The following is a 26,229-nucleotide window of genomic DNA, read 5'->3' as shown; positions in this document are numbered from 1 at the left end:
AAACCATGCAATTCTATTCCTCCTCTAGTATAATATAAGACAATATTTGTGTTTTTGAAGAGGAGGATTACCAGATGGTATTTTTTGAAAAACACGGGGGGGTTGAAGAAAAGGAATTTTTTCGTTATTTTTCTTTTGTTAATGACAGCTTTCCTCTTCACTTTCATCGAGCTTATGAACTTGTCTTTGTCGAAGAAGGCGAATTACTTTTAACCATTGACCAAAATGAATATAGATTAAAGAAAAATGACCTTGCTTTTATATTTAATCATCAGATGCACGAATTTAAAACGATCACACAGTCCAACATCACTATTATATTATTTTCACCTGAATTAATCGGTCATTTTTTTTCAAATTATAAAGGTTATATTCCCAAAAATAATCTGTTGCATTTACATAAGGCACCTAACCTTACAGCCATCGATACCATTTATTCGCAAAAAAGTTTTCTTTATTACCTATGTAGTTTATTAATCGATAATACGGAATTTCTTCCAGTAGAATATTCCACAAAAACAAAGGTGCTACATAAAATTCTTCTATACGTGGATCAGCATTATTTTCAGGAATGCACGTTAAAGGCGGTAGCTGCCCATTTAAAATATGACTATCCATACTTATCCAAATTATTTGCCCAAATGACCAATATGTCTTTTTCGGAATATTTAAATCAATATCGGATTTCACAAGCATGCTACCTTTTAAAAAACAGTCAACAATCAATCGGAGAAATCGCAAACCAATGCGGCTACCAAAACCTGCGTACCTTCCACCGCAACTTCAAAAAAATCACCAACCAGCCGCCAAGAACGTATCGGGACATGGGGGCCGCATCCCAATAAATGGGACAGGCTGAGATCACTTAAAAAAGGAGTGTTTTTTAAGTGTCTCAGCCTATCCTCATGTCCTAATTACCCTTCTAGTATATCTGCAATACGCTTACTTGCATGACCATCACCATATGGATTACTTGCTTTGCTCATTTTTTGATATTCTGACTTGTCGTCTAACAATTGTTTGAAATGTGTATAAATATTTTCTTCATCTGTCCCGACTAATTTTAATGTCCCAGCTTCCACACCCTCCGGACGCTCTGTGGTATCACGCATTACTAGCACCGGTTTACCTAAACTTGGTGCCTCCTCTTGAATACCCCCCCCACTGTCAGTGAGAATCATATAAGATTGGGATAAGAAGTTGTGAAAGTCAATTACTTCTAATGGTTCAATAATGCGTACTCGATCATTATTTCCTAAAATGTCATTCGCAGCTTCTCGAACGACAGGATTCATATGAATCGGATAGATCGCTTTAATATCTTCATACTCGTCGACAATACGTTGGATTGCTTTAAACATATGACGCATTGGTTCCCCCCCAAGGTTTTCACGTCGGTGAGCGGTGATCATGATCAGGCGACTACCTGCTGCCCAATCGAGCTGTTCATGTGCATAATTTTCACGTACTGTCGTATTCAACGCATCTATCGCCGTGTTACCTGTTACATAAATCGATGCTGGATCTTTTCCTTCTTTTAAAAGGTTTTCTTTTGACATTTCAGTCGGTGCAAAGTTATATTTCGCCACTAGGCCAACAGCTTGACGGTTGAACTCTTCTGGATAAGGCGAGTAAATATTATAGGTTCTAAGTCCAGCCTCGACATGACCTACAGGAATTTGTAAGTAAAAGCATGCCAAAGATGTGACAAAGGTGGTGGAAGTATCGCCATGTACAAGCACTACATCTGGTTTTGTTTCTTCTAATACATCTTTCATTTTCTCCAAAATTCTAGTTGTTACATCAAATAAAGTTTGTTTATCTTTCATAATCGATAAATTATAATCCGGTTCAATATCAAATACGTTGAGCACCTGTTGGAGCATTTCTTTATGCTGTCCCGTCACACAAACCACTATTTCAAGCGTCTTACGCGTTTCCAGTTCTTTAACTAATGGGCACATTTTTATTGCTTCAGGTCTTGTCCCAAATACAACCAATATTTTTTTCATAAATACATGTCACTTCCTTACATTCAATTTTAATTTTCATACTTTTCTATTTTATCAAATAACGTAGTGTCTTTCCTACCTTTTTATATAATTTACAGCATTCTTCGTAATTCGCTCTAACATATCTAACAGAATTTATTTTTCCTTCTGTGTAAAGTCATCCGTTAATACATATCGTGCTGACAATTTCATCATTAAACGATATTGCCTTTTCCGTAAGAAATACGAGCTTTATTCGTTTCATCTCCCACCTAAACGTTTCGCGTTTTGAGGAAGAAGTCTTCTCGCCTAAGTTAGATAAATCTAATTTATCATAGCGCTAATCGTCTGTAAGACCACCACTTTAAGCTTCAAGTACCACAAGGAAGCTAAATTGAAGTAAAAAACGCTACTACCCTGGTAAGTTTCGCTAATGATCAGTGGAGAGTCAAAAGCCACCACGGATCATAGCCTCACTTTATTTACTTCTGAATTCTTAAAAAAATATTCAAATGATAAGAAACTAAGCTTAACAGAACTTACCAGAATGGAAAAATTTCAACCATTATTCTCCTTGCAAAAAGAAGGAATGCAACACAAGAACCGTCCCCCCCATGTCTCCTCACTTTTGGCGATATTCTTTTGGGCAGGTGCCTGTTCTTTTTTTAAAGATTTTGCTAAAATATTTTTCGTTTTGATAGCCTACTTTTGAAGCGATTTCCGCTATTTTTAAATGGGGGGTTTTCTAACAGATCGATTGCCTTTTCCATGCGTATGTTGGTTAAATATCCAATCACGGTGTCTCCATAGGATTGTTTAAACTTTCTTGCGATGTATTCACGACTCAAATAGAAATGATCCGCAATATCCTGTAATTTAATATCTTGATCATAATGTTGTACAAGATATTCCGCAATTTCCTCGATACTACTCTTGCTTTTACAATACTTCGCGTCAGACAATAAGTCGATTAAGTGATAAAAGTCTTCACGCTTTTCTCGTTGAAAGTATTCAAAGGAAAAGCAGCCATCCTCCTCCCAGTAACAGAGCCGTTTCGATGGTAATGAAGGCTCGTCAATCTGATATTCCTTCAGCCAATTACTCTTCAAAATTTCAAATTGTTGCTCCCAAATCTGCAGTTGCTTTATCGAAAGATTACAGGTTGATTCCATCGATTGGAAAAGCTGATCCAGAATTTCATCGATTTTTCCCTTGCTTCCGCTTTGCAATGCCCAGCTAATTTCCTGTGAATAATCCAAAAGATGAATAACGGGACGCGAATCTGTTTTATCACGTGTAACCACTTGTTTCCATCGCTTAACATTTAGTAAATTAAAGGTTAACAGCGTCTCTTTTGCAGAATGATAGGCACTTGCCACCGATTGTCTTTCCGCTCCTACTACTGTAGTACAATATCTAGCCGAAAAGCTATAAATAGCCTCATGAATTTTTTGAATATAACTTTTCCCTTGAACGTTATCCCAGAGAAGGATCACAATTTGGTCGCGCTGATTCACATTTCTAAAACAAACACCAGCTTCGCCAATATACTCATTACAAATATTCAAAAGAGTAAAAAAGGCCAGTTCCTCATCACGATCAAATACTTGTTCGATCATGAAAGAAATATGAAGCAATGCAACTGTACAGGGAACATTCCGTATATCTACATTAATTTCCTTCTTAATTTTCTGCAACGTCTCCTCTGAAACAGAAGACCGATCGATAATTCCTGAAAAAAGATGATCCCAATAAATCGGCTTTACTACCTTAGCTACTTTGTCATTTTCCAAATCGAACTGCTGTTTCTGATCACGTTCGCGCCAATGAGTTACCGCTCTTTCTAATGTTTCATTTAATACATCGGGTTCAATTGGTTTTAAAATATAATCAAAGCTTCCATAATAAATGGCATTCCTCATATACTGATAATCATCATAGCCACTAATCACAATCACTTCATTTAAATATCCTAAACGATCTAACCACTTTAACAATGCTATGCCATCCACATTTGGCATATTCATATCCGTAAAAACTAATTCTGGCTTTTGTGCGTTAATTATCGTCTTCGCCTCTTCGCCATCCTTCGCTTCAAACACTTCTTTAATACCATATTTGTGCCATTCCGCTAAAAGCTGTATCCCTTCTCTTACATGCTTTTCATCATCTATAATAATTGCTTTCATTTGTTTTCACCCTCACCATCTAGTGGTAATTGCAATCTTACAAGAAGACCACCTTCTGCTAAACTTTGAAATTGCAGGCTTGCCGCGTCCCCCCATAATTTAACTTTAAGCGAACATATACATTCCGCAAACCAATCGAGTTACTTGTATGATCCTCGATTAAGGCACGATTGATTTCAGCAATCCGTTCCGCCGTCATTCCTTTTCCATTATCCTTTACAGAAATAATAAGTTGATCTTCCACTTGCTCTCCCTTAATGGTTAACTGTCCAACCTGTTCTTCTGTATAAAGAAATCCATGCTTAAAATAATTTTCCACAATCGGCTGAATAATCATTTTTGGAACCTTACAATCCAAGGTATCCGGGTCAAATTCCAAGTTATACTGGAATTGATCATCAAATCGCTCTTTATTTAGCAAAAGATACGCCTTGATATATTCGACTTCTTTCTCCAACAAAACCATATCTTCCTTCATGTCCATTCCATACCTCATAATTTTTGATAGTTGGGTAATAAGAGCATAGACTTTTGGTGCGTTGCTTTTTAACGCTAATGTTCCAATTGATTGTAATGCATTATAAAGAAAATGAGGGTTAATTTGAGACTGAAGTACTTTAAGCTGATTGGCTTTGTTTTCAATTTCCAGCTTAAGCTCACGATTAATTAATCGATTGATTCTCTCAATCATCTGTTTAAAACGATCCCCAAGCATACCAATCTCATCATTCCCTAATGACTTAAATGGCACTTGCATATTATCTTTATCAATTTGTTGAATACTTTGAACTAGAACCCTAATCGGTGACGTAATTTTAAAAGAAACAAAAAAGGTAGCCATAATCACTAAAGCTAAGCCAATTAAACCAAAGCCAATATTAATCAAACCAACCTCATTAGCACTTTGATATAAAGAAGTATAAGGCAGACGTTTAATCAACAGCCAATCCCCCCCTAATTTTTCAGAAATGCGCTGATAGACAATGATTCCGTCAAAATGTTCATCACGTTGCTCGCGTACTCCACTATCATCCTCTGATTCTAGTAATTCCTTGACCCATGGCTGTTTATGGTGCTCGACTTCGTTGTTATCCGATCGAAAAATGAAATCTCCTTCTGGGGGACACAATGTCAAGCTCTTCTGTTTCATTATGATAAAGCCGTTGACTTAATTCTGAAAGTTTATCAGGATCAATCTCGAGAGTAATATAACCAACAATATTATTTGCCGGTACATTGACAATTGCTCGGTGGAAAGCAATCGAATTTAGTTGATCATTTTGATAGATCGACTCGATAAATAAATGATTAGGACTATTCTTTGCCTTATGAAAAATCTCTTTATTTACATTCATTCCCAAAGAGGTAAAAACGACGTTCGATCTTGCTGATACTGAAATCCGATAATTTTTTTCGGTATTGGAAATCGTCACACGCTTTATGCTGTCATTTGCGTACAAGAGTGTTAACATCACATTGCTGACAATGTCCTGCATCAAATAATTAGTTTGATAATTAGATGATTTTAAATGGTTCATTAAATCTGGATTATTATAGATAGACAGTGAAAGATTGTTTAATTCATTCAAGTAATTCTCAATATTGATTTTTCCCTGGTAGAGCAAATTCACACTTTCCTTTGTTGTTTCTTCTGTTAATGTTTCTTTCGTGTAGAGATAAGTTACCAATACCGAAGAACCAAACGGAATAATAGTGATCAATAATAATAGAACAATCAGCTTATTTCGTATACTGTTTTTAAACAAGAAGGTACCTCCTATCTTGCTTCTAAGTATAAAACAAGAAGGGCCTGGGACAAAATTTATTTAATAAAAGTAAAATCCGAACGAATATGCGAATTCTGCAAAGAATTTGTTATCGTTCAGATCTATTAATTGCATAACAGAAAAATTATGTTCTCTAACTGATGGAATAATTTTGAAATGCTATAAGTGCTTAACCATCGCTTTGGCTTGTCCGCTTCCCTTTCCACGGGTTTTTCTCCTCAGCTAACTTTGGCAAGCCAAAGTGGATCTTCGGATAAAAACATCCCGTAGGAGTGAAAGCGGACGCCTTCGCTATTGATTTGCTCTACAACGATTATGATCCTAATCATCCTTGTGTTTATCTTAATTCGTTTGGTTATTCGGTTTTGCGGCAGAAAGTAATAGATACTTCCCGCCACATCGATTATTATTTTAAGTTATCCCATGAAGCTTGGAATTCTTCTAATACTTGCTCATATTCAATTTGACCTGACACATATTTTTGAATCGAAGCTGCAAATTCTTTGTTGGCACCCTCTGGCCATCTAAACCATGTCCATGGAATCGTTTTATCTTCCTTAGAATATTCCAAGATCGATTGACCTAAGTCACCCAATCCTGATGCCTCGACATTATCTAAGGCTGGAATAAAGGCAAACACTTCTGTCATATAACGTTTCCCCGTCTCAGAAGTGGTCATCCAATTTAAAAAGAGTTTCGCTTCTTCAAGATGCTCGGAATTTTTATTAATTACATAACTGTTAGGAACACCGACAGGAATTCGATTGCTATCCGCTTCATCGCTCAATGGAATCGGCAAGAATGCCATATTGATATCGGGATTTACTTCATAGATCATATTTTCTGTCCAGTTCCCCCCCTGCTGCAGCATAGCTGTTTCGCCACTTGCAAATAAGGTTACTTGGGTATTGTAATCGGTCGTCAACGCATTATCATTACCATGCTGCGTCTCAATGTCAATGACTTTTTTAAAGTTTTCGAAGTGTTCATTACCTACAAAAGTTTCTGTTCCATCATATAATCCCTGGATAAATGCCGCTGGATCGTCTTGTTGAGCGAAGGGAATATTTAATAAATGCTGTCCAATCACCCACCATTCACCATATCCAGCTGCAAACGGTGTGATACCTGCGTCTTCCAGCTTTTGTACCGCTTCTTCCAATTCTGTCATCGTTGCAGGCGGCTCGGTAATTCCAGCTTGTTCGAATAAATCTTTATTATAGATAAAGCCATAACCTTCTAAGTTAACCGGTCTTCCATACAGCTTACCATCTTCATCTGTCATCGGTTCTTTCGCAAATGGTAAGACATGTTCTGCCATGGCTCATTTGACAGATCCGCTAAATGTTCTTTCCACAGTTCCAGCTGTTTATAGCCACCATTCGTGAACATATCCGGTGCTTCGCCTGAGGCAAATTTTGCTTTTAATGCCGCATCCCCCATCTGCACCTCCACCTACTGTTTCTAATTCCACACTGATGTTTGGATGCTCTGCTTCAAATTCTTTAATCATTTCTAATGCTTGATCATGAATTTCAACTTTTCCATTAAAAAATTCAAGTGTTACCTGTTCTCCCTCTTCCGCCGTGGTTTCTTCACTCGTCTCATCTGTTTCCTGACTTTCTGCATCATTTGCTTCCGACGCACTATCAGACGTGCCACCACACGCTGCCAGTACACCAACCAAGAACATCAATAATAAACATAATAGCAATCCTTTTTTCATTTTCTAATAACCTCCCTGATATTTTATTACCTGTTAGATTGATTACGGCGTGAACCGTTTGTAAGACTTCCCAATAAAGGAAATCTTACTTTATATAAATGGAGGCAGTTGTTTTCTACCTTCATTATATACCTTTTGTATCTATCTTTTTTAATAAAATTTCTGAATTATTTAATAGAACCAGCAGCAATCCCTTTGATAATATGTTTTTGTAAAAAGAGGAAAAAGACAACAATTGGCGCAATCCCCCCCATTACAAGTGCCGCAAGTCCCATATCCCATTGCTTTGTATACTGAGCAAAGAAGGAACTAGTTGCTAATGGAATCGTTCTCAAATCTGGATCCTGTAAAACTAGCAGTGGTAACAGATAATCATTCCAAATCCATAGCGTATTTAAAATCACTACGGTAACTGCAATTGGCTTTAATAGTGGAAAGACAATTCGCCAAAACACACTAAAGTCATTGGCACCATCAATTCTCGCAGATTCCTCAATTTCCTTTGGTATTGTTTTGACAAAACCATGAAATAAGAACAAGGATAACGAAACCCCAAAACCGAAATACATAAGAATAATTCCTGGAATACTATTCATGATCCCAAGCATGCCTCCCAGCTTCATCAGGGGGGGAATCATCACCGTTTGAAAGGGAATCACCATTGCGGAAACAAACAGTATAAACAAAATTTTACTCAGTCTGCCTGGTGTTCGAACCATTTTCCATGCAGCCATTGCACTAATCAACACGATACCAGCAATACTAAAAATCGTGATTAAAAATGAATTCATAAAGGCTACCGGGAAATTAAGCACATCCCAGACATTGGCGTAATTACTAAATAGAATTTCTGTTGGTAAAGCTGCTGCATCCACAAGAATCTCTGAGAAAGATTTGACAGAATTGACTACTACAAAGTAAAAGGGAACGAGAAAAAACAAAGCTAAGAGAATCGCAAACACTTCTAAAAGTAACGTAGCTTTTGTATATCTTCCTGTGATCATGCTTCAACCTCCTTCTTCTTGGTAAACATCACCTGACATGTTGTAAAGATCACTACTACGATGAAAAACAAGATCGATTTAGCTGTTCCAAGTCCATATCTATTATTGGTAAAAGCTTCTTGATAAATATTTATCGCTACCGATTCGGTGGAGTTAAATGGTCCGCCACCTGTTAACGAAATATTTAAATCGAAAATTTTAAAGGCCATTGAAATCGTTAGAAAGAAACAGATCGTAAATGCCGGTAAGATCAATGGAACAATAATCTTGGTTAATACTTTCAGATAGGATGCACCATCTATTTTGGCAGCTTCTAAAAGAGAATGATCTACCCCTTGTAATGCCGCAATATAAATTACCATCATATAGCCGCTAATTTGCCATGCAAATACAATAACAATTCCCCCAAAATGCCGTGTTTTCTGTTCCTAACCAGGGTTGCTGAAAAAAAGACAGCCCAGTTATGTTACCAATGGAAGCAAAACCTTTGATAAAAATAAACTGCCAGATAAAACCAAGCAATAAACCACCGATTACATTTGGAATAAAAAAGACAGTTCTCAGAATATTTCTTGTCTTCAGCGCCGCATTTAATATTAAAGCAAGTCCAAAGCCTATCAGATTACTAATAAAGACAGCGGCTAACATAAATTTTGTTGTAAATAGAAAGGATTGATAAAATTTCTGATCGTTGGTAAAGATTTTTATATAATTGTCAAATCCCACCCATTCAATCGCTGCACTTACCCCATTCCAGGAAGTAAAGGAATAATAAATCCCCATGATAAAAGGAGCAATCTGAATGGTTAAGAAGAATAGCAGTGCTGGTCCAACGAACGCTGCATATGCTAAAACCTTCTTCCACTTCGCCTTTCTTCTGGCGGTATTTACTTGAGCTTTTTGGATTGGAACATCCACCTTTTTCTCTTCTGCATATGAATTCACCCTCTAGCACCACCTCGTTAAGTAATTAACCCCCATTATAAATGTAAGCGCATACTAAAAAAGTCAACAAAATTGACCACACAGGGATATAAAATTGACCTGTTTTGGATACAGGGGGACAGGCTCTGTTTCCTATTCCCAAAATAAAAACCCCCCCACCAACAGTGGGGGTTTTGTTACCATCTATAAGCACCTTCACAAGTATTTGCTTCTGGTTCATAATAACAATGTTCTTTAAACTGTCCAGCAAATGGCTGGCCATACCATGTCGGTGGACATTCACCATAAGGATTAAAATACCATAACGCATATTTAGAAGGATGCTCTCTCCAGTACTTTATCGTTTGTTCTGCTAATCTTCTTTCCACCTCTCTTGCACGCTGATAAAAAACGTTTCCTTTTTGAACAGCTTCAAAAGAATAATTATCACCCTGAACCTGATAAATAACGTCGGAGATGCTCCTTAAATCTTTAAAATCTAAACAACCTGCTTTGGCTCGATTTATGATGACATTGCCAACCATCAGCATTCCTAATTTCCCTTCCCCCTTCCGCTTCCGCCCTCATCATACGTGCCATTAAGTCAATATCACTGCTGTTGTATTTTACTCTTGCCACTTTTTATCACCTCTAAAAGCAGTGTATGAAAAAAGTTGATAAAAATGCTTTATAAATGCTAACAATCCACTTTTAGATGTTTAAAATTACAGTTATACCTTGTTGAATTATGAGTTTAAATTCATTTAGCTTTTAAAATTAAAGCTTTGTATGTCAGTACTGATGTTTTCACTAAGATAGGAAAATAAGCCTATCCCCCCCGTTTCTTATTTCCTGTTATAATAAGCTTAAAACGAAACTGCCTATTGAAACTGAAAAACCTTCCCCCCCTAGTTTCACAGCATCTAGAAGAAATGGTGGGATTATGAAGCTTAAATTAATCATCTTATTATCTTTTATTTTCATATTACTAGCATGTGGTGTGCCCGCTGAAATAGATTCAGAAAATAAGTTTGCCGTAAATGGTGAATTAGATTTATCTGAATGGAATCATAAAGACGAATTAATTCAGTTTAATGGTGAATGGCTGTTTTATTGGAAACAGCTATTAGAACCAGATGATTTTGCTGAAGATACTAAAGCTAAAAGTGCTAGTGTAATAGATTTACCAGGAACTTGGAATGATCAAAGCCTGCCTGGTGATGGGTATGCTACCTATCGATTGCAAGTTTCAGCGACAGAGCTGAATGAAGTAATTGGTTTAAAGATTCCATAAAGATCGAAGCGCACACCAATCAATTTCAGTAAAGTAATAAAAACTAGCGCAATTAAACGATAAACTTAAAAATATGGCGTTGGTGGATGGACTAACCAATATACCGAACCGCAGACAATTTGATGATTACTTTCAAAAACAATTTAAGGATTGTGCTAAAAATAATACACCTCTTTCCATGTTGTTCTTAGATATTGATTATTTTAAACTTTTCAACGATTGGTATGGTCATCAAGAAGGGGGATGAGTGTCTTAAACAGGTTGCCCAGGCACTGGATAAACAATTGCACGCATTACCTGATGGATTAGCAGCCCGCTATGGCGGTGAGGAATTTGTTTGTCTGATTCCTAAATTGAGTAAAGGTGAAGTAGGACAAATTGCTAATGAGATCAATCAGCTAATCGAGCAACTCAAAATAGCACATGAAAAATCTCCGGTATCTAATTATGTTACAATCAGCATTGGTGTATTTACTGCTATTCTTGGCAAACATATCGATAAAGACAACATGTTAAAACAAGCGGATGAAGCCTTGTATCAAGCAAAAGATAAGGGGGGGAGAAATCAAGTAATATTAAGAGAGCGATAAATTCATAGACATCAGAAGAACAGGTATTTCCAGCGTCTCCCTTTATCTTAAATTAATTTTTCAAACACTCCAGTTACAAATTTCATAATAAATCAAATAGTAACATTAGCAAGTGCTTCCATTTTTCCTTCTCCTTTGCCATCTATCTGTCCCTTTCTTCCTTCACTTCAGCCTTTATCACGCCAAGTAGACAAAAGAACCGCTCGTCTCCATGTTTCATGTTCCCAAAAAAATATATTGCTTTTTCCTAAGTTATTCTATATAATATCTAATTATATCGTATACATTGTATACAATGTATACATTTACCAATAAATAAGGGGGGGAATTGGTCAGATAGTGAGATACTATAAAGTGAGAAAGTAATTCTATTAACTTGTCTGCCATCTAAGTATCCAACACATTTTATTTTGAAAGCGTTATCTCGGACCACAGATATTACCGGCAATTGAATTTTTGGGTTCTAAAAAAGTTTTTATTAAATAATTCCACAATTAATTTGGGAAGGAATGAACTTATGAACAAAAAATTAATCGTTTTGTTAATGGTAATGGTAAGCTTTAGTTCTTTATTATTTGGGTGCACGGAAAAGGCTAGTTCTGATAAGGCCTATCCCGACCGACCAGTTAGAGTTATCGTATCATATGGAACAGGTGGCTCAAATGATTTAACATCACGTGTACTAATGGAAGAGGTTGGAAAGATATTAGGTCAGCCATTTAATGTTGAAAATATTGCAGGCGCTTCTGGAACAGTTGGCTCCACAGTTGCTTCTACTGCTGAACCAGATGGCTATACAATCTTTTTTGCTCCAACTGATCCAATCGCTGTACAACCCAATTTAATCGATGTCGAATATAGTCTCGATGATTTCAAAGGTGTTGCAGGTGTTTCATATGATGCCAGTGTATTAGCTGTACGTGCTGATTCACCTTGGGAAACACTAGATGATTTACTTAAAGAGGAAAATACGGATACCGTAATAGATCGAGGCCACTCAGGAGTTGGAGGAGTTGCCCAAATATTCCTAGAGTTATTCTTCGGACAAACAAATATAAAAACAAATGATGTTCCTTTTGATGGAGGTGCAGCGGCAATTACAGCCCTTCTGGGAGGACACGTGGATGTTGTCGGAGGTACAGCTGGTGCTATGATGCCTTATATTGAATCTGGTGAACTTCGAATTTTAGCAGCCGCGTCCGATGAGCGATTAGATAACTTGCCAGATGTTCCAACCTTCAAAGAAAAAGGTTATGACGTTTCGGTAGGAGTGGAATTCTTTGTACTTGCACCAAATGAGGTTCCCGATGATATTGTAAAAACATTAGAAACTGCTGTAATGGAAGCTGCAGCTAGTGAGGAATTTAAGGCATTTGTTGATGAAAGAGGACAGCAGTTAATCATTCGAAATGGGGGAGAAATTATGGAAAAGAACAAAAAAGATTTTGAAATGTTTAACGAACTTCTTCAATAATAATTCAGATACGGGAGGAATGAAAGCCCTTTCTCAAATCTCCCGTATCTATATCTTACTCAAAACAAAAAAAGTCAAGCTTTTTCTAAAGTGATAAGGGGGGGTGTTTATATGTATCTCAATAGCAGAAAGTATATTCCGAGCATTAGTACTGCTTTGATCGGACTGGCGATTTTTATCCTTGTACCATTTCAAATCGATCTAAGTATGGTCAATGGAAATAACGTTAGCGGAGTTGATGCCCGTACTTTACCTTACTTCCTTTCTTCACTCATCGTATTATTAAGTGTGGTAGAAATAATAAATATCAAAAGGAAAGAACGTGTAGAAGAGTACAAAAAAATGAGTAAAACACAATATATGAACATATTCAGAGTTTGTCTCACGTTTATTGCTATTGTATTATGGATTGTCCTTGTTCCATATCTAGGTTTTATTATCGCAATGATCATTCTGTTAGTGTCTGTCATGCTGTTAATGGGAAATAGAAGCTGGTTGCAAATTATCCTTGTGCCGTTACTCACGAGTTTTTTACTTAACTATGTGTTTACAACATTTCTTGGTCGAACGTTACCAACCGGAATCTTTTTCTAATCAAAGGAGGTGAGTATATTGTTAATGGAATACCTTTTAGCAGGACTAGGTCAATTGTTTACATTTGAAAATATACTGCTTATGTCTATTGGTGTTGTTATTGGACTTTTTGTCGGCGCAATGCCAGGGCTAACGGTTACTCTGGGAGTCGCCCTTGTCCTCCCTTTCACATTTGGATTAGATTCTTTATCAGGGATTATCCTATTGACTGGTGTCTATTGTGCAGGAACATATGCCGGTGCTATCACAGCAATATTAATTAACACACCTGGAACGCCATCTTCCGTTACTACAGCTTGGGATGGCTATCCACTTACCAATCAAGGACAAGCGTCAGGTGCGCTACGGATAGCGTTATATTCTTCTGTAATAGGTGGATTAATTAGTGGCATTTTCTTAATGCTATTTGCTCCCCCCCAAATAGCAAAAATAGCATTACAATTCGGACCTCCTGAGATGTTTACTCTTACATTCTTAGGATTAACGGTGATCGCAAGAGTTAGTGGAACTTCCCCCCCTATCAAAGGTTTGATATCAGCTGCATTCGGTTTATTGTTTGCGAGTGTTGGGATAGATCTTGTATCAGGCGTGTCACGTTTTAATTTTGGAATGAATTTTTTAAATGCTGGATTAAATATTATACCAGCTTGCATTGGATTATTTGCGATTGCAGAGGTATTTTATCAAATAGAAAGGCGAAGGAAAATATTTATTCAAGATATGCCTGATCATTCTGACACACCAAGTAATGTCTCATGGAAAGATTTATTTAAACACAAGCTATTACTGCTAAAGTCCTCAATCATTGGTGTTGGCGTTGGTGCGATTCCTGGAACAGGCGGTAGTGTCGCATCATTTATTGCATATGATGAAGCAAAAAGAACCTCTAAAAAGCCTGAGTTATTCGGAAAAGGTAGTTACGAAGGAATTATCGCCTCTGAGTCATCCAATAATGGGATTACAGGAGGATCCTTAATTCCCACGTTTACGTTAGGTATTCCGGGAACCTCTTCTGCTGCGATATTTTTAGGAGCATTAATGATCCATGGTTTAACTCCGGGACCAGATCTCTTCAGGTTCCAAGGTGAATTAATCTATACTGTATTTATAGGTTTTTTCATTATTAATATCATTATGCTTTTCCTAGGATTCTTTGCTTCAAAATGGGCTATCAATATTCTTAAGATTCCAAATTCCATTTTGTATCCTGTCATATTAGCTTTTTGTATTATTGGTGGCTACGCGATTATTGGAACATTAACAGGTGTGGGTGTGAGCTTATTTTTTGGTGTGATAGGTTATTTAATGCTAAAAAATGGCTATCCACCCGCTCCTATGGTCATTGCTTTAATCTTAGGGCCAAAAGTAGAGGAGTCATTAAGACAATCCTTAATACTATCAAGTGGTGATATCTCGATTTTTTTCACCAGGCCTATTTCCGTTTTATTCATTATCATTGTCGTATTGACCACCGTGCTTCCACTTATTAGAGGCAAAAAGTTGCTTAATTTTTTCCGTAAAAGAAAATAATAGTACAAAATACTTGACGCAGGGATGTGATTTCTATAGAGAATAAATGAAGTGAAAATAAACTTTTAAAATAATTATCATATGTAGAAGGAGTATATCATGTCAACTTACAAATTTTATGACACAGCTACGAAGCCAGAAGAAGTATATAAAAGTTTGTCAAAAGACATTCTAAACTTGACTATAAAGCCTGGACAGGTAATCACAGAGCAGGAGATATGTGAAAAATATAATATTTCCAGGACACCAAGTCGGGATGTGCTCCAAAAATTGAAAAATGATGGATTAGTAATAAGTATCCCATATAAAGCGAACTATGTAACTTTGCTATCTATAGAGACAATTAAACAATTCATCTATATGAGAAGAGTACTAGAAATAGCGGTTATCAAAGACTTCATTGAGAATTTAGACGATAAACAGATTCATAAACTAGAATCAAATCTTGACAGTCAGGCGTCCTTACTACAATCAGATTTTACCGCAGAGGAATTTTACCGATTGGATGGTGAATTTCATGCAATTTGGTTTAGCGCAACTAATAAGCTTAAAGTTTGGGAGCAGATTCAAAAATTACAAGTCCATTATACAAGATTTAGAATGCTAGATATTGTCGTCATCAAAGATTTTCAATCTATTTTCAATGACCATCAAAAATTAGTGGAATCTATAAAAAACCGGGATATTGAAAATATTGAAAGACACATCACAGATCACCTTAATAGCGGTTTTGCAAGGCTGGGAGATAAAATTCATACCGAATATGCCAATTACTTCATTCATGAATAGAAACACACAGCGAAAATTGTTATTCACCAAAACTTTTTATAAAAATGAGAGGGGAATCTGCAAATGGAAATTAGACATGAAGCAAATCCAGAAGATGTGAAGGGGGGGTACACCACCGAAAAATTACGAAATCAATTCTTAATCGAATCACTATTTCAACCGAATAAATTGAATATGGTCTATTCTCATTATGACCGGCTATTAGTTGGAGGTGTCATACCAGGGAAAGATCCGATTCAGCTAGATGCAGGTGAGGCATTACGCACCGAATTTTTCCTGGAACGTCGTGAAATTGGCATTGTGAATATTGGTTCACAAGGAAAAGTGTTAGTAGATGGCGAAGAATTTCAATTAAATAAACGCGATTGTCTATATATCGGTTTAGGCAAAAAAGATGTTACCTTCCATAGTAACGATCCGTCAAACCCTGCGAAACTTTATTTTGTCTCAGCTAATGCGCATAAAGAATATCCTACAAAGGTGTTACCAATTAGTGATGCCATCCCGACGAAACTAGGCGCAGATGCTGAATCTAATAATCGGACGATCTATAAGTATATTCATGGTGAAGGAATTCAAAGCTGTCAACTGATGATGGGTATGACCTTACTTGAACCGAATAATATGTGGAATACGATGCCTGCACATGTACATGACCGCAGATCTGAAATCTATCTATATTTTGATATGGAGGAAGAATCAAGAGTATTTCACTTTATGGGTAAACCGGATGAAACACGTCACTTACTGGTGAAAAATGAACAAGCTATTCTTTCACCTCCATGGTCTATTCACTCTGGGGGGGTAGGAACTAAAAATTATACATTTATTTGGGCAATGGCAGGAGAAAATTATACATTCAAGGATATGGATTTTGTTCCTATCGAAGATTTAAAATAGCTTTTTGAAACAAATTTGACTTTGTATTACTTAGACTCAATGACTAGGAGGATGAACCATGAATAATGATTTTTCACTGGAAGGTAAAGTTGCGGTTGTAACAGGATCTTCTACAGGTTTAGGACAAGGGATGGCTATTGGCTTGGCTGAAGCTGGAGCTGATATTATCGGAATTGCCTCTCGCAGTAATCAGGATGATACTAAGAAGGAAGTCGAAAAAACAGGTCGCAAATTTTATCAAATACAAGCTGACTTATCTCAACAGGATCAAATCGTGTCTTTAGTAGAAGAATCTATTAGCAAAACAGGCAGAGTGGATATCCTTGTCAATAATGCAGGGATTATTAGAAGAAATCAGGCAGAAAACTTTACGGATGAAGATTGGGATGCTGTTATTGATGTAAATTTAAACGCTGTTTTTCGATTAACCCGCGAATTCGGTAACCACATGATCGAGCATGGGACAGGAAAAATTATTAATATTGCATCCATGCTGTCTTTTCAAGGCGGACTTAAGGTGCCTGCTTATGCAGCCACCAAACATGCAGTTGCCGGCTTAACAAAATCATTTGCTAATGAATGGGCTAGTAAAGGTGTCAATGTTAACGCAATTGCCCCCCCAGGATATATGATAACCAATAACACTGCTGCTATTAGAGAAGACGAAACTCGCTATCAATATATTACATCAAGAATTCCACAAGGTGAATGGGGGAACCCCCCCGAAGATCTTAAAGGACCAGTCATATTCTTAGCATCCAGCGCCTCCAGATACGTCAACGGCCACATTCTATGCGTAGACGGCGGCTGGATGGGATCATAATGGGACAAGGGGACAGGCTCTCTGTCCCACTTGCATCCTTTATTTTACCTATTTTCCCAGTAATGAGGAAGAAAATTCCCGTCTAGCGATAGTTAATTTCTTTGAAGAGATCCTTCTTACATCCTGAAGTTTAACAGTAAAATCTATTAGTATATTGTATTGTCTGAGTATATAAAAAAGAGGACCTTAATGCAAAGTAGATTTCTCATTAAATGAATAAAAGAACTTTTTATTCACTGGTACGAATACTTCTCAAATGGTTATAACGCATCAAAGGTAGAGCAAAGAACAACACAAAAGCAGTAATAGGAAAGCCACTTGATTGAACCAGCCATTCATAAATATTGATCGGAATATAAATGAGATAGATAAATAACATTAATACCAAATAAAAGATTCTCCATTTCTTCTCTCTCTGTGACATATTTCCCCCCCTTATTATTCTATTACTTCCAAATTATATTCTGATACTAATGATTCTAGTTCAGCTTCTGCTTGAGCTGCAAGTTCAAATGATTCAGAAATTTTTGTCTGTGCACCTGCAATTAACTCATTTAATTCTGATTCAAATATTTCTTCCGCTGTCAATTTTTCTAAAGCATCTAACTGAATTTCAAATCCTTCAATCCATGTATTCACTTGTTTTAACCTCAGGTTATGGTATTTTGTCACCGATTCATCCTCCGGTTCATTACTATGCATGTACTCTTTAATAGCATTTATTATAGGCAATAATTCTTCTTTTTGTATAGCATATGCCTGCTCATAAGTTGCAGAAGTTAAAGATTTTTCATTTATAGTATCAATCTCTTCTACTTTATCACTTACGTTTTTGATATATCCATCATGGTAATCGACAATCGCTTCTGCTTCTGGTGAAGAGCATGCTACTAAGGTGATCACAGTTGTGATAACTGCTATTTTCAGAATATTTTTCATTTTAATTGCTCCTCCCTTAATTTAAGTCAATTACTTGACTTCCACTCCAAAGTAATTCTAAGAAATCGATTTTAGGACCAGAAGATTCTTGAAATACATTTTCCTCAAAATCATCTATATGATCAGACCAATTAACTGACTTCATTTTATTCGAAGCTTTCACATGGAATCTGTTATTATGTATTGCAAGCTTAGCATCTTCTAACTCTCCATCGTTTTTAAGGATACTTGATTTTACTTCATTTATTACTTTCTGTTCTATATTTTCGGATGATAGTATCATCAATATGATAGCTCTCACTTCTAAATCATTTAACCATGTATTTAATACTTGATCAAACGCTTCTAATTCGATCTCATTAGCTGACCAGTCATTATAAGTCGGATTTTGCGACAAGTCATTTTTTTATCAGTAACAAGCATTTCAACTGTGCTAAAAAAATTAGTGTACTTTCAACTAATGCGTCGTCTTCATATTCATAAATAGCTTTCTGTACTTCTTCGTAATATACACTGGATGCTGTCATAGCTGCCTGCTGAGCCGTATTTTGTGATTTTTCTTTAGTTATAAGTACACCCGCCAAATTGACGACTAGCAAAAATAGTATCATGATGACACTTAACATACCTAAAACATAGAGGGCAATGTTACCTTTCTGATTTCTCAAATTGTATATTCTTCTCATTCTATCACCCTACTGCTTGATTCTGCTGAATACGGGATAGAGGGGCTACTGTATCCAAACAATTCATTTGGTAACACTACGAGATTAATATTAACATTAATTTGCGTGGTAAATTCTTTACTGCTAGTATAGTTGGGACCATTAATTGTGTAGGATAAGGAATTGCTTTCCGCAAGTATATTACCCGCTGATTGTGCAGCTTCCGTTGCATTTTCAGTAATGGAATACACTTTTGCATACTCATTCGCAGCTGATTGTGTAATCAGTACTCCATGCATGGCGACTAAAAATTGCCACAGAATTAATATCAATAAAAATGCCAAAGGTATAATTCCCAAAAATTCTATAGTGGCCGAACCTTTTTGTTTTTTAAATTTATCTAACCACTTTTTCATTATGAACACCTCTGTTTTTAATAGGTATAGATAAAAATGTCTATATCATTTTGCAAGATCAAATGTATGAAGGGATTCTCGCCATTTCAATATGTAACAGGTTATTAAAATAACGATGAATGGATAAATTATAATATTCAGTGCTATTTGTGTAATAACTTGCGCCATAAATGAATCGGTGACATTAAATAGCTGGACAGTAATTACTATGCCGAAGATTAACTCCATCCCTCCAGCTAGACCTATTAATAATGCAAGCTTCCAATAATATTTCTTCCCTAAACGTAGACCTTCTTTGAATGACTTCCAAACTGATTTATCATCAAATATCGTAATATATGGTATCGGGAAGAGTAACGCTAATATAATCAATCCAGGTAAAACCAAAAGCATGAAGCCGATTGTACTTAACAAGGATACAATACAGGCAAAAACAAAAACGGTAAAGCCATTTGCCAAAAAAGTGATAAAGTGCATTACGTAAACTATTTTCGATTCCCTGATGCTCATTGTAAACAAAACGAATAAAGGGAATTTGTGCATACAAATAAAAGATTAATGTTAATAATGCATAAAACAAATCAGCAAATAGGTACGCTGTATCGCCCTGAGCCGAAACAGCATACATATAATTAGTTACTACAGAATGGAATAATAAAATAGGTAGTGTTGTTAAGAGCATTAACACAAGGATTTTTTCAAACTTATGCATGTATATATTCCAAGTGAAATGTAAGGGTCTGTCCATTTTATCGCCTCAATTTATTATATTTCATTTGGTTTTTCATAATTGGATATCTATTTTTTTTCGCAAATTCCTTTTTTCTTTTTTCTACACTTTTTGTTAGGACTTCTCTAGCCAAGTCAAGATGTTCTTCTTTCGTTAGTTTATGTTGATCTTTTATACGAGTTATCCTCTCAAAAGTATCTTCAAACTCTCTCTTTCCTTTAGTGAACTCCTTTAAGTAAATTTCTGTTTCATAAGTTAAAAACTTTTTAATAGAAGGATGTGACTTTGATATCTTCAAAATTTCTTTATAATCGTTCATCTTAATATATTGTCTATGGACTTGTTGATATTGTATATAGTCTGCTTCACATAATAAGTTATACAAATCTTCCATTATTTCATTTGTGATATACTCAATCTCACCACGTTGTATTTTCTGACCTCTATCTGCATAGAAATTATATTTTTCCATTAAAATATCTTGTAATTCCAATATATAATTATTTGCTTTTAATGCATCCAAAAATAATGACTTTTGATTGAATTCTACATTTTCAGTAACTTTTTCTAAAAAACCCTTAACCGTTTTAAATGAATCCATATTGATATCAGCTATAAAAAACGTGTGTGTTTATCATGTTTTTTAGTAAGGCAAAATCAGTTAATAAATTATATGCTTCTACATATTTAGATTCCTCTACTGAATCTGAAAATTCTGTGGAAATAACTGCACTTCCTGTAATTTTTTTTTGAAATAGTATTTTTTTTGAGTAAACGACTAAATAAAATGCTATATTTTCAATTTGATAAGCCCCCCGGTATTTATTTCATAGGATTCAAACATATTTTTATATTTCATTGCCTGGTTAAGCAATTGTTTCTGATCTTTATTCAAATAATCATCCTTTCTACTCTTTGTTGGGACTATTCTCATCATTTATGAGAATAGTCCTTTTGTAAAGTTCCACGCTTTACTAGCTCCATCTACTACGGCTTTACCTGCTTTCTTTATTCCCTTATTTATTTTCTCAGAATTTTTCGCATACCATTTAACACCCTTAGAAACCGCCCAAATCCCAGCACCTGCAGCAGCCAAAATTCCTCCTGCTGCTTGCCCACCAGGGATCGCCGCAGTTATTGCCCCCCCCGCACTCATCAAAAAGTCTCCAACATTCTCACCAGCTGAAGCAGTTGAAACTGCCTTTTCCGCAGTAGAAGAATCACTATTCCATGCTTTAAATGCCTCAAATGAACTATCTATTATTTTCCCACCTGACGAGACTGCACCTAATGCAGCACCAGGAACACTTAACTTTGACAATACTTTTTGAACAGGAGCTGGCGGGATAAGTTTATTCAATATATTCTTTTTACTACCTAATGTTGGGATAATACTATCATCGATGGAAGACCGAAAGCTATTTAAAATATCAGGTCTACCCCCCCTAAACTGATTATAACCCTCTACGCCATCCCACATTTTAGAGGCAGCATCATAAGTTTGGGTTACGCCATTATCGACACCAGCTACTTTAAATCCACCGACTAACATATCAGAATAAAATCGACTTCCATAATCCCAATTATAATTTTTGCCAGCATCCATATGTCTCATATGTTCCATACCACCGACAGCCATTTGGGCACTACTACCAATAAAATCTTTTGCTATAAATTCAGTTATTTTATAACCTTTCGAATCATAAAATCGCTGAGGATTCGAATTCGAATAATTGTAACTATTCATTGCTGTATTAGCCTATAACGGTCCCATGCATTCCCGCTGAAGAAATTGCCATTATAACCATTTTGCATATATGGACTGCCATTGAATGAGTTGCCATTATAACCATTCTGCATCCATGGATTACCATTGAATGAATTGCCATTATATCCATTCTGCATCCATGGATTACCATTGAATGAATTGCCACTATAGCTATTTTGCATCCACGGGTTTCCATTAAATGAATTGCCACTATAGCCATTTTGCATCCACGGGGGGGTACCATTAAATGAATTGCCACTATAGCCATTTTGCATCCACGGGGGGGTACCATTAAATGAATTGCCACTATAGCCATCTTGTGACCATGGCATTCCACTGAAATCGTTACCTTGGAAACCATTAGAAGACCAATCATGACCCATCCATGGTTCAAGAGACCACGATATATTGCTGTTTGTTACATCACCAGCAAATTCATTTCCGCTCCAGTCTTGTCCATTCCAGGAATTCCCTTTCCATGTTAAGTCAGATCCATCCCATGGGTTTCCTTGCCATGGATTTCCTTCCCAACTGTTCCCAGTCCACGAATTACCCGTCCATGAACTAACTGCATATACAGTTGGTGTAACTACTGGTAGAAAGGTGATAATAAATATTGCTAGAATAATAAATAGTTTTTGAAAATAGCTTCTGGCTCTCCGCAAATTATCTCTCCTTTCGATGCTATCCTCCTTTGATGCTAATTCTCTTATAATTATTTAATGATCATGTTTTAATCGTGTTAGGATTTAAAAAGTTTCCTTTTCAAATAAACTGTTATAGCAATACATCGGACACATCTTCAACATTGTTTCATTTCTTCCTTATACATATTTTTACAGTGGTCTCAGCTAAGAAGTCTTATTTTACTTAATTTTTAACTTGGCTATTATATTTATTACGGATCGTCTCTCTCAATTCTTCGATGTGTTCCACATTTTTACCCTCAAGGTCATTAACTAATTCTTGCTCTATCTGTTCTAATAACTCCTTCAATTCTTCTCTTCGGTTATCTAGATCATCAGCTATATCTTCAGTAATAATGTTGTATTTCTCCAAGTCGTATATTGCGCTATATAGTTGGTTATCTGTTTTAAGTCTTGCTGACAACCAATCATCTTGAAAACTCATTATCTCTCTCCATTGGTTGAATTCTTACATATTAGTACTTGATAACGCATTTTCTTTCCATCTTTCCCATGCCGCTAACGCCTTTTCAGTCCGCTTGAATTCTTCATTTAATTCCTGTTTGTTATATGCAGTGGCGAATATACCACCTGATACGTCGGCCATTTGCTGGAGTTGTTGTTGGGCATCGGCATCCACATGAAAGCCGATAATATTAATAATCGGTTGGGCATCAGAGTCTGCTAAGGATTCTGCAACAGCTATTGGATCTCCGTCACAGGTTTCAATTCCGTCACTAACAAGGTAAATTAAATTGGTATGGTTACTGCCATTAAAAGATGCTAAAGCATCCTTCGCTTCCTTCAATGCTCCCGCTAAAGGCGTCCAGCTGCTGGTTGAACCTTATCCATCTCTTGCTGAAAGGCCTCCTGGTCATAGGATGCATAGTCATATACCTGTTCGATTGCTTTACAGGAAGCTTCCTTGTCACTGTCTGCACTTGATCCCACATGGCCGTATACACGTAATGAAACATTTGCTTCTTCTGGGACTTGTGCCATAAAATCTAAAATTGATTCCTTTGCTGTTTCCATTAAGGTTTTGCCATCATGGACCGCAGCCATACTACCACTCGCATCCAAGATTACTTCGATATTATAGTTTTCTTTGAAGTGATAACGACTGTCCGGTAAATCGGGATTGCCAAAAGATTGAAACTCCCACTCTTTCACCAAGTTTTCAGGATCAGGAAAATCTTTTACTACTAACGAATACGCATATTTGAAATAGGCCTCTATTTCTTCTTCAGTTGCCTGATCCGTCAAGGGTTCAAGTTTGGATAAGTCATCCACCAACGCGTCTCTTACTTCCTTATCCACTAAATTTTTTTCGCTGTACTTTCCAGGTTTTTGATCAATAAATCCAGCTGCATCTGTTGGTACTTCTGGTATATCTTCCAAAAATCTCATATCAGCTTCAGAAGACGACCCTTCTTTTTTTGCCTCTTGCTCACGATTGGAACCTGCTTCTGTTGCTTCTTGTTCATCGGTTGTATCAACTGTCTTTGTTACATCTTCTGGTGGACTATCATCTTCTGCATTGCAAGCTATTAACAAAAGGCAGGAAGAAGATAATAGGACAATCAATAAAAGTTTTAGCATGAAGAAAATTCCCCCTTTTAACTTTTACGACAGATTCTTTAAAACATCAGTAATTTATTTTACTTAATTTTCAACTTGGCTATTATATTTATTACGGATCGTCTCTCTCAATTCTTCGATGTGTTCCACATTTTTACCCTCTAGGTCGTTAACTAATTCTTGCTCTATCTGTTCTAATAACTCTTGCAATTCTTCTCTTTGCTCATCCAGTTCATCTGCTATATCGTTAGTAACAATATCGTTAGTTTCCATATCATATATTGCACTAGTCAATTTATCATAAGTTTGAAGTCTTGCAGACGTCCAATCGCCCGTAAACTGGATGATATCTCCGCCTTGGTTAAGTTCTTTTATGTCTAGACTCGATAACGCATTTTCTTTCCATCTTTCCCATGCAGCTAATGTTTGCTCAGCTCGTTTAAATTCCTCACTTAGTTCCTGTTGATTATACGCAGTGGCAAAGATCCCTCCGGATACTTCGGCCATTTGCTGGAGTTGTTGCTGGGCATCGGCATCCACATGAAAGCCGATAATATTAATAATCGGTTGGGCATCAGAATTTGCTAATGACTCTGCAACTTCTACCGGATTTCCATCACAGGTTTCAATTCCATCACTAACCAAATAAATTAAATTGGTGTGATTACTCCCATTAAAGGAGGATAACGCATCTTTCGCTTCCTCCAGTGCACCTGCTAAAGGTGTCCAGCCTGCCGGTTGAATCAGATCCATTTCTTCTCGAAAGATTTCTTCGTCATATGTGGCATAATCATATACCTGTTCAATTGCCTTACAGGAAGCTTCCTTGTCACTGTCTGCACTCGATCCTACATGTCCGTAAACACGAAGAGAAACATTTGCTTCTTCTGGTACTTGTGCCATAAAATCTAAAATTGATTCCTTTGCTGTTTCCATTAAGGTTTTGTCATCATGTAGCGCAGCCATACTGCCACTTGCATCGAGGATTACTTCAATATTATAATTCTCTTTGAAGTGATAACGGCTATCCGGTAAATCAGGATTACCAAAAGATTGAAACTCCCACTCTTTCACCAAATTTTCAGGATCAGGAAAATCTTTCACCACTAACGAATACGCATACTTAAAATAGGCTTCTATTTCTTCATCCGTTGCCTGATCTGTCAAGGGTTCAAGTTTGGATAAGTCATCTATCAGCGCGTCTCTTACTTCCTTATCAGTTAAGCTTTTTTCACCATATTTTCCCGGTTTTTGATCAATAAACCCAGCTGCATCTGTTGGTACTTCGGGTATATCTTCTAAAAATCTCATATTACTTTTAGAGGATGGTTCTTCTGCTCTTGCATCTTTTTCAATCTTTGAATGATTTTTCTCTGTTGCCTCTTGTTCATCGGTTACATCAACTGGTGCTTTTACACCTTGGTTTGAACCATTCTCCCCCCCTTCATTACAAGCAACTAATGAAAAGAAAGGGGGCTGAAAGAAATATAATAAGTAATAATCTCGACATAAGCAATGTAACTCCTTTTAGCTACGAATTCTGGAAGGTAAAATAAATCATCCTATATTCTGGATCAATTCTGTTATTTTTTTTACTACTTCATCCCCAATACTTCCAGCATTAGACATTGCCGTAGAAATCACACCCACTAAAATAACAATAACTGCCGCAATACCTATCCATTCTAATGTCTGTGAACCTCTTTGATTATTAAGAAGTGATACCATTTTACTTTGCTTTTTTAACATCCATTCATTGACTTTTTTCATTTTTATAACCATTCCTTTCGCCTCGCTCAAGGCACAAAACAGTATGAAATATACTAATC

Annotated in this window: 30 protein-coding genes and 3 pseudogenes; 10 read left to right on the top strand and 23 right to left on the bottom strand. The window is 36.4% G+C overall.

What is annotated here, in order from left to right; all coding sequences use genetic code 11:
* The first annotated feature begins 74 nt into the window (after nucleotides 1-74).
* Nucleotides 75-845 carry a helix-turn-helix transcriptional regulator gene (locus JCM21714_RS13455; RefSeq protein ID WP_035725061.1) on the top strand — a complete coding sequence of 257 codons (771 nt, stop codon included), beginning with the start codon at nucleotides 75-77 and terminating at the stop codon, nucleotides 843-845.
* A 69-nt stretch (nucleotides 846-914) separates the two neighbouring features.
* Here the strand turns inward: JCM21714_RS13455 and wecB are convergent, their stop codons facing one another.
* The 9 genes and pseudogenes from wecB to JCM21714_RS13420 all read right to left on the bottom strand — a co-directional run bounded on the left by wecB (nucleotide 915) and on the right by JCM21714_RS13420 (nucleotide 10,260).
* A complete protein-coding gene (wecB, locus tag JCM21714_RS13450; RefSeq protein ID WP_035725060.1) occupies nucleotides 915-2,012 on the bottom strand; it encodes a non-hydrolyzing UDP-N-acetylglucosamine 2-epimerase in 1,098 nt (365 codons plus the stop codon).
* A 601-nt stretch (nucleotides 2,013-2,613) separates the two neighbouring features.
* Nucleotides 2,614-2,709: a helix-turn-helix domain-containing protein gene (locus tag JCM21714_RS21910; RefSeq protein ID WP_235182872.1), complete on the bottom strand. Its 96-nt coding sequence runs from the start codon at nucleotides 2,707-2,709 to the stop codon at nucleotides 2,614-2,616.
* Nucleotides 2,669-4,180, bottom strand: coding sequence for a response regulator transcription factor (locus JCM21714_RS21905; protein ID WP_035725059.1), 1,512 nt, complete (start codon nucleotides 4,178-4,180; stop codon nucleotides 2,669-2,671). Before JCM21714_RS21905 ends, JCM21714_RS21910 begins: the two co-directional genes overlap by 41 nt.
* 58 nt (nucleotides 4,181-4,238) lie before the next feature.
* On the bottom strand, nucleotides 4,239-5,330 hold the full coding sequence (locus JCM21714_RS21900) for a sensor histidine kinase (RefSeq protein WP_235182870.1): 1,092 nt from the start codon (nucleotides 5,328-5,330) through the stop codon (nucleotides 4,239-4,241).
* Nucleotides 5,269-5,946, bottom strand: coding sequence for a hypothetical protein (locus JCM21714_RS21895; protein WP_235182869.1), 678 nt, complete (start codon nucleotides 5,944-5,946; stop codon nucleotides 5,269-5,271). The genes JCM21714_RS21900 and JCM21714_RS21895 overlap by 62 nt, the downstream gene beginning before the upstream one ends.
* Nucleotides 5,947-6,373: 427 nt before the next feature.
* Nucleotides 6,374-7,693: pseudogene (locus tag JCM21714_RS13435) on the bottom strand (ABC transporter substrate-binding protein).
* Nucleotides 7,694-7,860: 167 nt separating this feature from the next.
* Nucleotides 7,861-8,694 (bottom strand): carbohydrate ABC transporter permease, encoded by an 834-nt coding sequence (locus tag JCM21714_RS13430; RefSeq protein ID WP_148295043.1) that lies wholly within the window; start codon nucleotides 8,692-8,694, stop codon nucleotides 7,861-7,863.
* Nucleotides 8,694-9,603 (bottom strand): annotated as a pseudogene (locus tag JCM21714_RS13425) (carbohydrate ABC transporter permease). Before JCM21714_RS13425 ends, JCM21714_RS13430 begins: the two are co-directional and overlap by 1 nt.
* A 215-nt stretch (nucleotides 9,604-9,818) precedes the next feature.
* Nucleotides 9,819-10,260, bottom strand: a pseudogene (locus JCM21714_RS13420) (cell wall hydrolase).
* Between the two features lie 304 nt (nucleotides 10,261-10,564).
* Between JCM21714_RS13420 and JCM21714_RS13415 the strand changes: the two are divergent.
* The 9 genes from JCM21714_RS13415 (at nucleotide 10,565) to kduD (ending at nucleotide 17,615) form a co-directional block, all read left to right on the top strand.
* On the top strand, nucleotides 10,565-10,915 hold the full coding sequence (locus tag JCM21714_RS13415) for a hypothetical protein (protein WP_035725053.1): 351 nt from the start codon (nucleotides 10,565-10,567) through the stop codon (nucleotides 10,913-10,915).
* Between the two features lie 73 nt (nucleotides 10,916-10,988).
* Nucleotides 10,989-11,162 carry a diguanylate cyclase gene (locus JCM21714_RS19410; protein WP_084040803.1) on the top strand — a complete coding sequence of 58 codons (174 nt, stop codon included), beginning with the start codon at nucleotides 10,989-10,991 and terminating at the stop codon, nucleotides 11,160-11,162.
* Complete coding sequence (locus JCM21714_RS13410) at nucleotides 11,140-11,505, top strand: GGDEF domain-containing protein (RefSeq protein ID WP_084040801.1); 366 nt, start codon at nucleotides 11,140-11,142, stop codon at nucleotides 11,503-11,505. Before JCM21714_RS19410 ends, JCM21714_RS13410 begins: the two co-directional genes overlap by 23 nt.
* 517 nt (nucleotides 11,506-12,022) lie before the next feature.
* Nucleotides 12,023-12,979, top strand: a complete 957-nt coding sequence (locus JCM21714_RS13405; protein ID WP_035725050.1) for a tripartite tricarboxylate transporter substrate binding protein — start codon at nucleotides 12,023-12,025, stop codon at nucleotides 12,977-12,979.
* Between the two features lie 111 nt (nucleotides 12,980-13,090).
* Entirely contained in the window at nucleotides 13,091-13,573 is a 483-nt protein-coding gene (locus JCM21714_RS18555) for a tripartite tricarboxylate transporter TctB family protein (protein WP_052000664.1), read from the top strand.
* Nucleotides 13,574-13,597: 24 nt separating this feature from the next.
* On the top strand, nucleotides 13,598-15,103 hold the full coding sequence (locus tag JCM21714_RS13395; RefSeq protein ID WP_035725099.1) for a tripartite tricarboxylate transporter permease: 1,506 nt from the start codon (nucleotides 13,598-13,600) through the stop codon (nucleotides 15,101-15,103).
* 99 nt (nucleotides 15,104-15,202) lie between these two features.
* Nucleotides 15,203-15,892, top strand: coding sequence for a GntR family transcriptional regulator (locus tag JCM21714_RS13390; protein WP_035725048.1), 690 nt, complete (start codon nucleotides 15,203-15,205; stop codon nucleotides 15,890-15,892).
* A 63-nt stretch (nucleotides 15,893-15,955) separates the two neighbouring features.
* Nucleotides 15,956-16,792, top strand: coding sequence for a 5-dehydro-4-deoxy-D-glucuronate isomerase (kduI, locus tag JCM21714_RS13385; protein WP_200868454.1), 837 nt, complete (start codon nucleotides 15,956-15,958; stop codon nucleotides 16,790-16,792).
* Nucleotides 16,793-16,850: 58 nt separating this feature from the next.
* Nucleotides 16,851-17,615 carry a 2-dehydro-3-deoxy-D-gluconate 5-dehydrogenase KduD gene (gene kduD, locus JCM21714_RS13380; RefSeq protein ID WP_035725044.1) on the top strand — a complete coding sequence of 255 codons (765 nt, stop codon included), beginning with the start codon at nucleotides 16,851-16,853 and terminating at the stop codon, nucleotides 17,613-17,615.
* A gap of 229 nt (nucleotides 17,616-17,844) precedes the next feature.
* Here kduD and JCM21714_RS13375 read toward each other — a convergent pair whose 3' ends face one another.
* The 14 genes from JCM21714_RS13375 to JCM21714_RS13305 form a co-directional block, all read right to left on the bottom strand.
* On the bottom strand, nucleotides 17,845-18,039 hold the full coding sequence (locus tag JCM21714_RS13375) for a hypothetical protein (RefSeq protein WP_035725042.1): 195 nt from the start codon (nucleotides 18,037-18,039) through the stop codon (nucleotides 17,845-17,847).
* Between the two features lie 14 nt (nucleotides 18,040-18,053).
* Nucleotides 18,054-18,554 carry a hypothetical protein gene (locus JCM21714_RS13370; RefSeq protein WP_035725040.1) on the bottom strand — a complete coding sequence of 167 codons (501 nt, stop codon included), beginning with the start codon at nucleotides 18,552-18,554 and terminating at the stop codon, nucleotides 18,054-18,056.
* Between the two features lie 16 nt (nucleotides 18,555-18,570).
* Nucleotides 18,571-18,951, bottom strand: coding sequence for a hypothetical protein (locus tag JCM21714_RS13365; RefSeq protein WP_035725038.1), 381 nt, complete (start codon nucleotides 18,949-18,951; stop codon nucleotides 18,571-18,573).
* Between the two features lies 1 nt (nucleotide 18,952).
* The gene (locus JCM21714_RS13360; RefSeq protein ID WP_035725035.1) at nucleotides 18,953-19,240 is read right to left on the bottom strand and encodes a Tad domain-containing protein; all 288 of its coding nucleotides are present in this window, start codon (nucleotides 19,238-19,240) and stop codon (nucleotides 18,953-18,955) included.
* Nucleotides 19,237-19,635, bottom strand: coding sequence for a TadE/TadG family type IV pilus assembly protein (locus JCM21714_RS13355; protein ID WP_035725033.1), 399 nt, complete (start codon nucleotides 19,633-19,635; stop codon nucleotides 19,237-19,239). The genes JCM21714_RS13360 and JCM21714_RS13355 overlap by 4 nt, the downstream gene beginning before the upstream one ends.
* A gap of 45 nt (nucleotides 19,636-19,680) precedes the next feature.
* Nucleotides 19,681-20,094, bottom strand: a complete 414-nt coding sequence (locus tag JCM21714_RS21890; RefSeq protein ID WP_235182868.1) for a hypothetical protein — start codon at nucleotides 20,092-20,094, stop codon at nucleotides 19,681-19,683.
* A 290-nt stretch (nucleotides 20,095-20,384) separates the two neighbouring features.
* Nucleotides 20,385-20,966, bottom strand: coding sequence for a hypothetical protein (locus JCM21714_RS13345; RefSeq protein ID WP_035725031.1), 582 nt, complete (start codon nucleotides 20,964-20,966; stop codon nucleotides 20,385-20,387).
* A 336-nt stretch (nucleotides 20,967-21,302) separates the two neighbouring features.
* On the bottom strand, nucleotides 21,303-22,112 hold the full coding sequence (locus tag JCM21714_RS13340; protein ID WP_035725030.1) for a hypothetical protein: 810 nt from the start codon (nucleotides 22,110-22,112) through the stop codon (nucleotides 21,303-21,305).
* Complete coding sequence (locus JCM21714_RS13335; RefSeq protein WP_035725027.1) at nucleotides 22,109-22,798, bottom strand: hypothetical protein; 690 nt, start codon at nucleotides 22,796-22,798, stop codon at nucleotides 22,109-22,111. Before JCM21714_RS13335 ends, JCM21714_RS13340 begins: the two co-directional genes overlap by 4 nt.
* A 205-nt stretch (nucleotides 22,799-23,003) precedes the next feature.
* Nucleotides 23,004-23,264, bottom strand: coding sequence for a hypothetical protein (locus JCM21714_RS13330; RefSeq protein WP_035725024.1), 261 nt, complete (start codon nucleotides 23,262-23,264; stop codon nucleotides 23,004-23,006).
* Nucleotides 23,265-23,288: 24 nt separating this feature from the next.
* Nucleotides 23,289-23,627 carry a vWA domain-containing protein gene (locus JCM21714_RS13325; RefSeq protein WP_035725022.1) on the bottom strand — a complete coding sequence of 113 codons (339 nt, stop codon included), beginning with the start codon at nucleotides 23,625-23,627 and terminating at the stop codon, nucleotides 23,289-23,291.
* A gap of 8 nt (nucleotides 23,628-23,635) precedes the next feature.
* On the bottom strand, nucleotides 23,636-24,421 hold the full coding sequence (locus JCM21714_RS13320) for a vWA domain-containing protein (RefSeq protein WP_035725021.1): 786 nt from the start codon (nucleotides 24,419-24,421) through the stop codon (nucleotides 23,636-23,638).
* 63 nt (nucleotides 24,422-24,484) lie between these two features.
* Entirely contained in the window at nucleotides 24,485-25,711 is a 1,227-nt protein-coding gene (locus tag JCM21714_RS13315) for a VWA domain-containing protein (RefSeq protein WP_052000661.1), read from the bottom strand.
* 246 nt (nucleotides 25,712-25,957) lie between these two features.
* Nucleotides 25,958-26,229 (bottom strand): hypothetical protein (locus tag JCM21714_RS13305; RefSeq protein ID WP_235182867.1); only part of this gene is annotated, 272 nt, incomplete at its 5' end.

The organism is Gracilibacillus boraciitolerans JCM 21714 (assembly GCF_000521485.1).
Classification (GTDB): domain Bacteria; phylum Bacillota; class Bacilli; order Bacillales; family Amphibacillaceae; genus Gracilibacillus; species Gracilibacillus boraciitolerans.
Note: the sequence above shows the minus strand (reverse complement) of the source record. Positions and strands in the feature narration are given on the sequence as shown.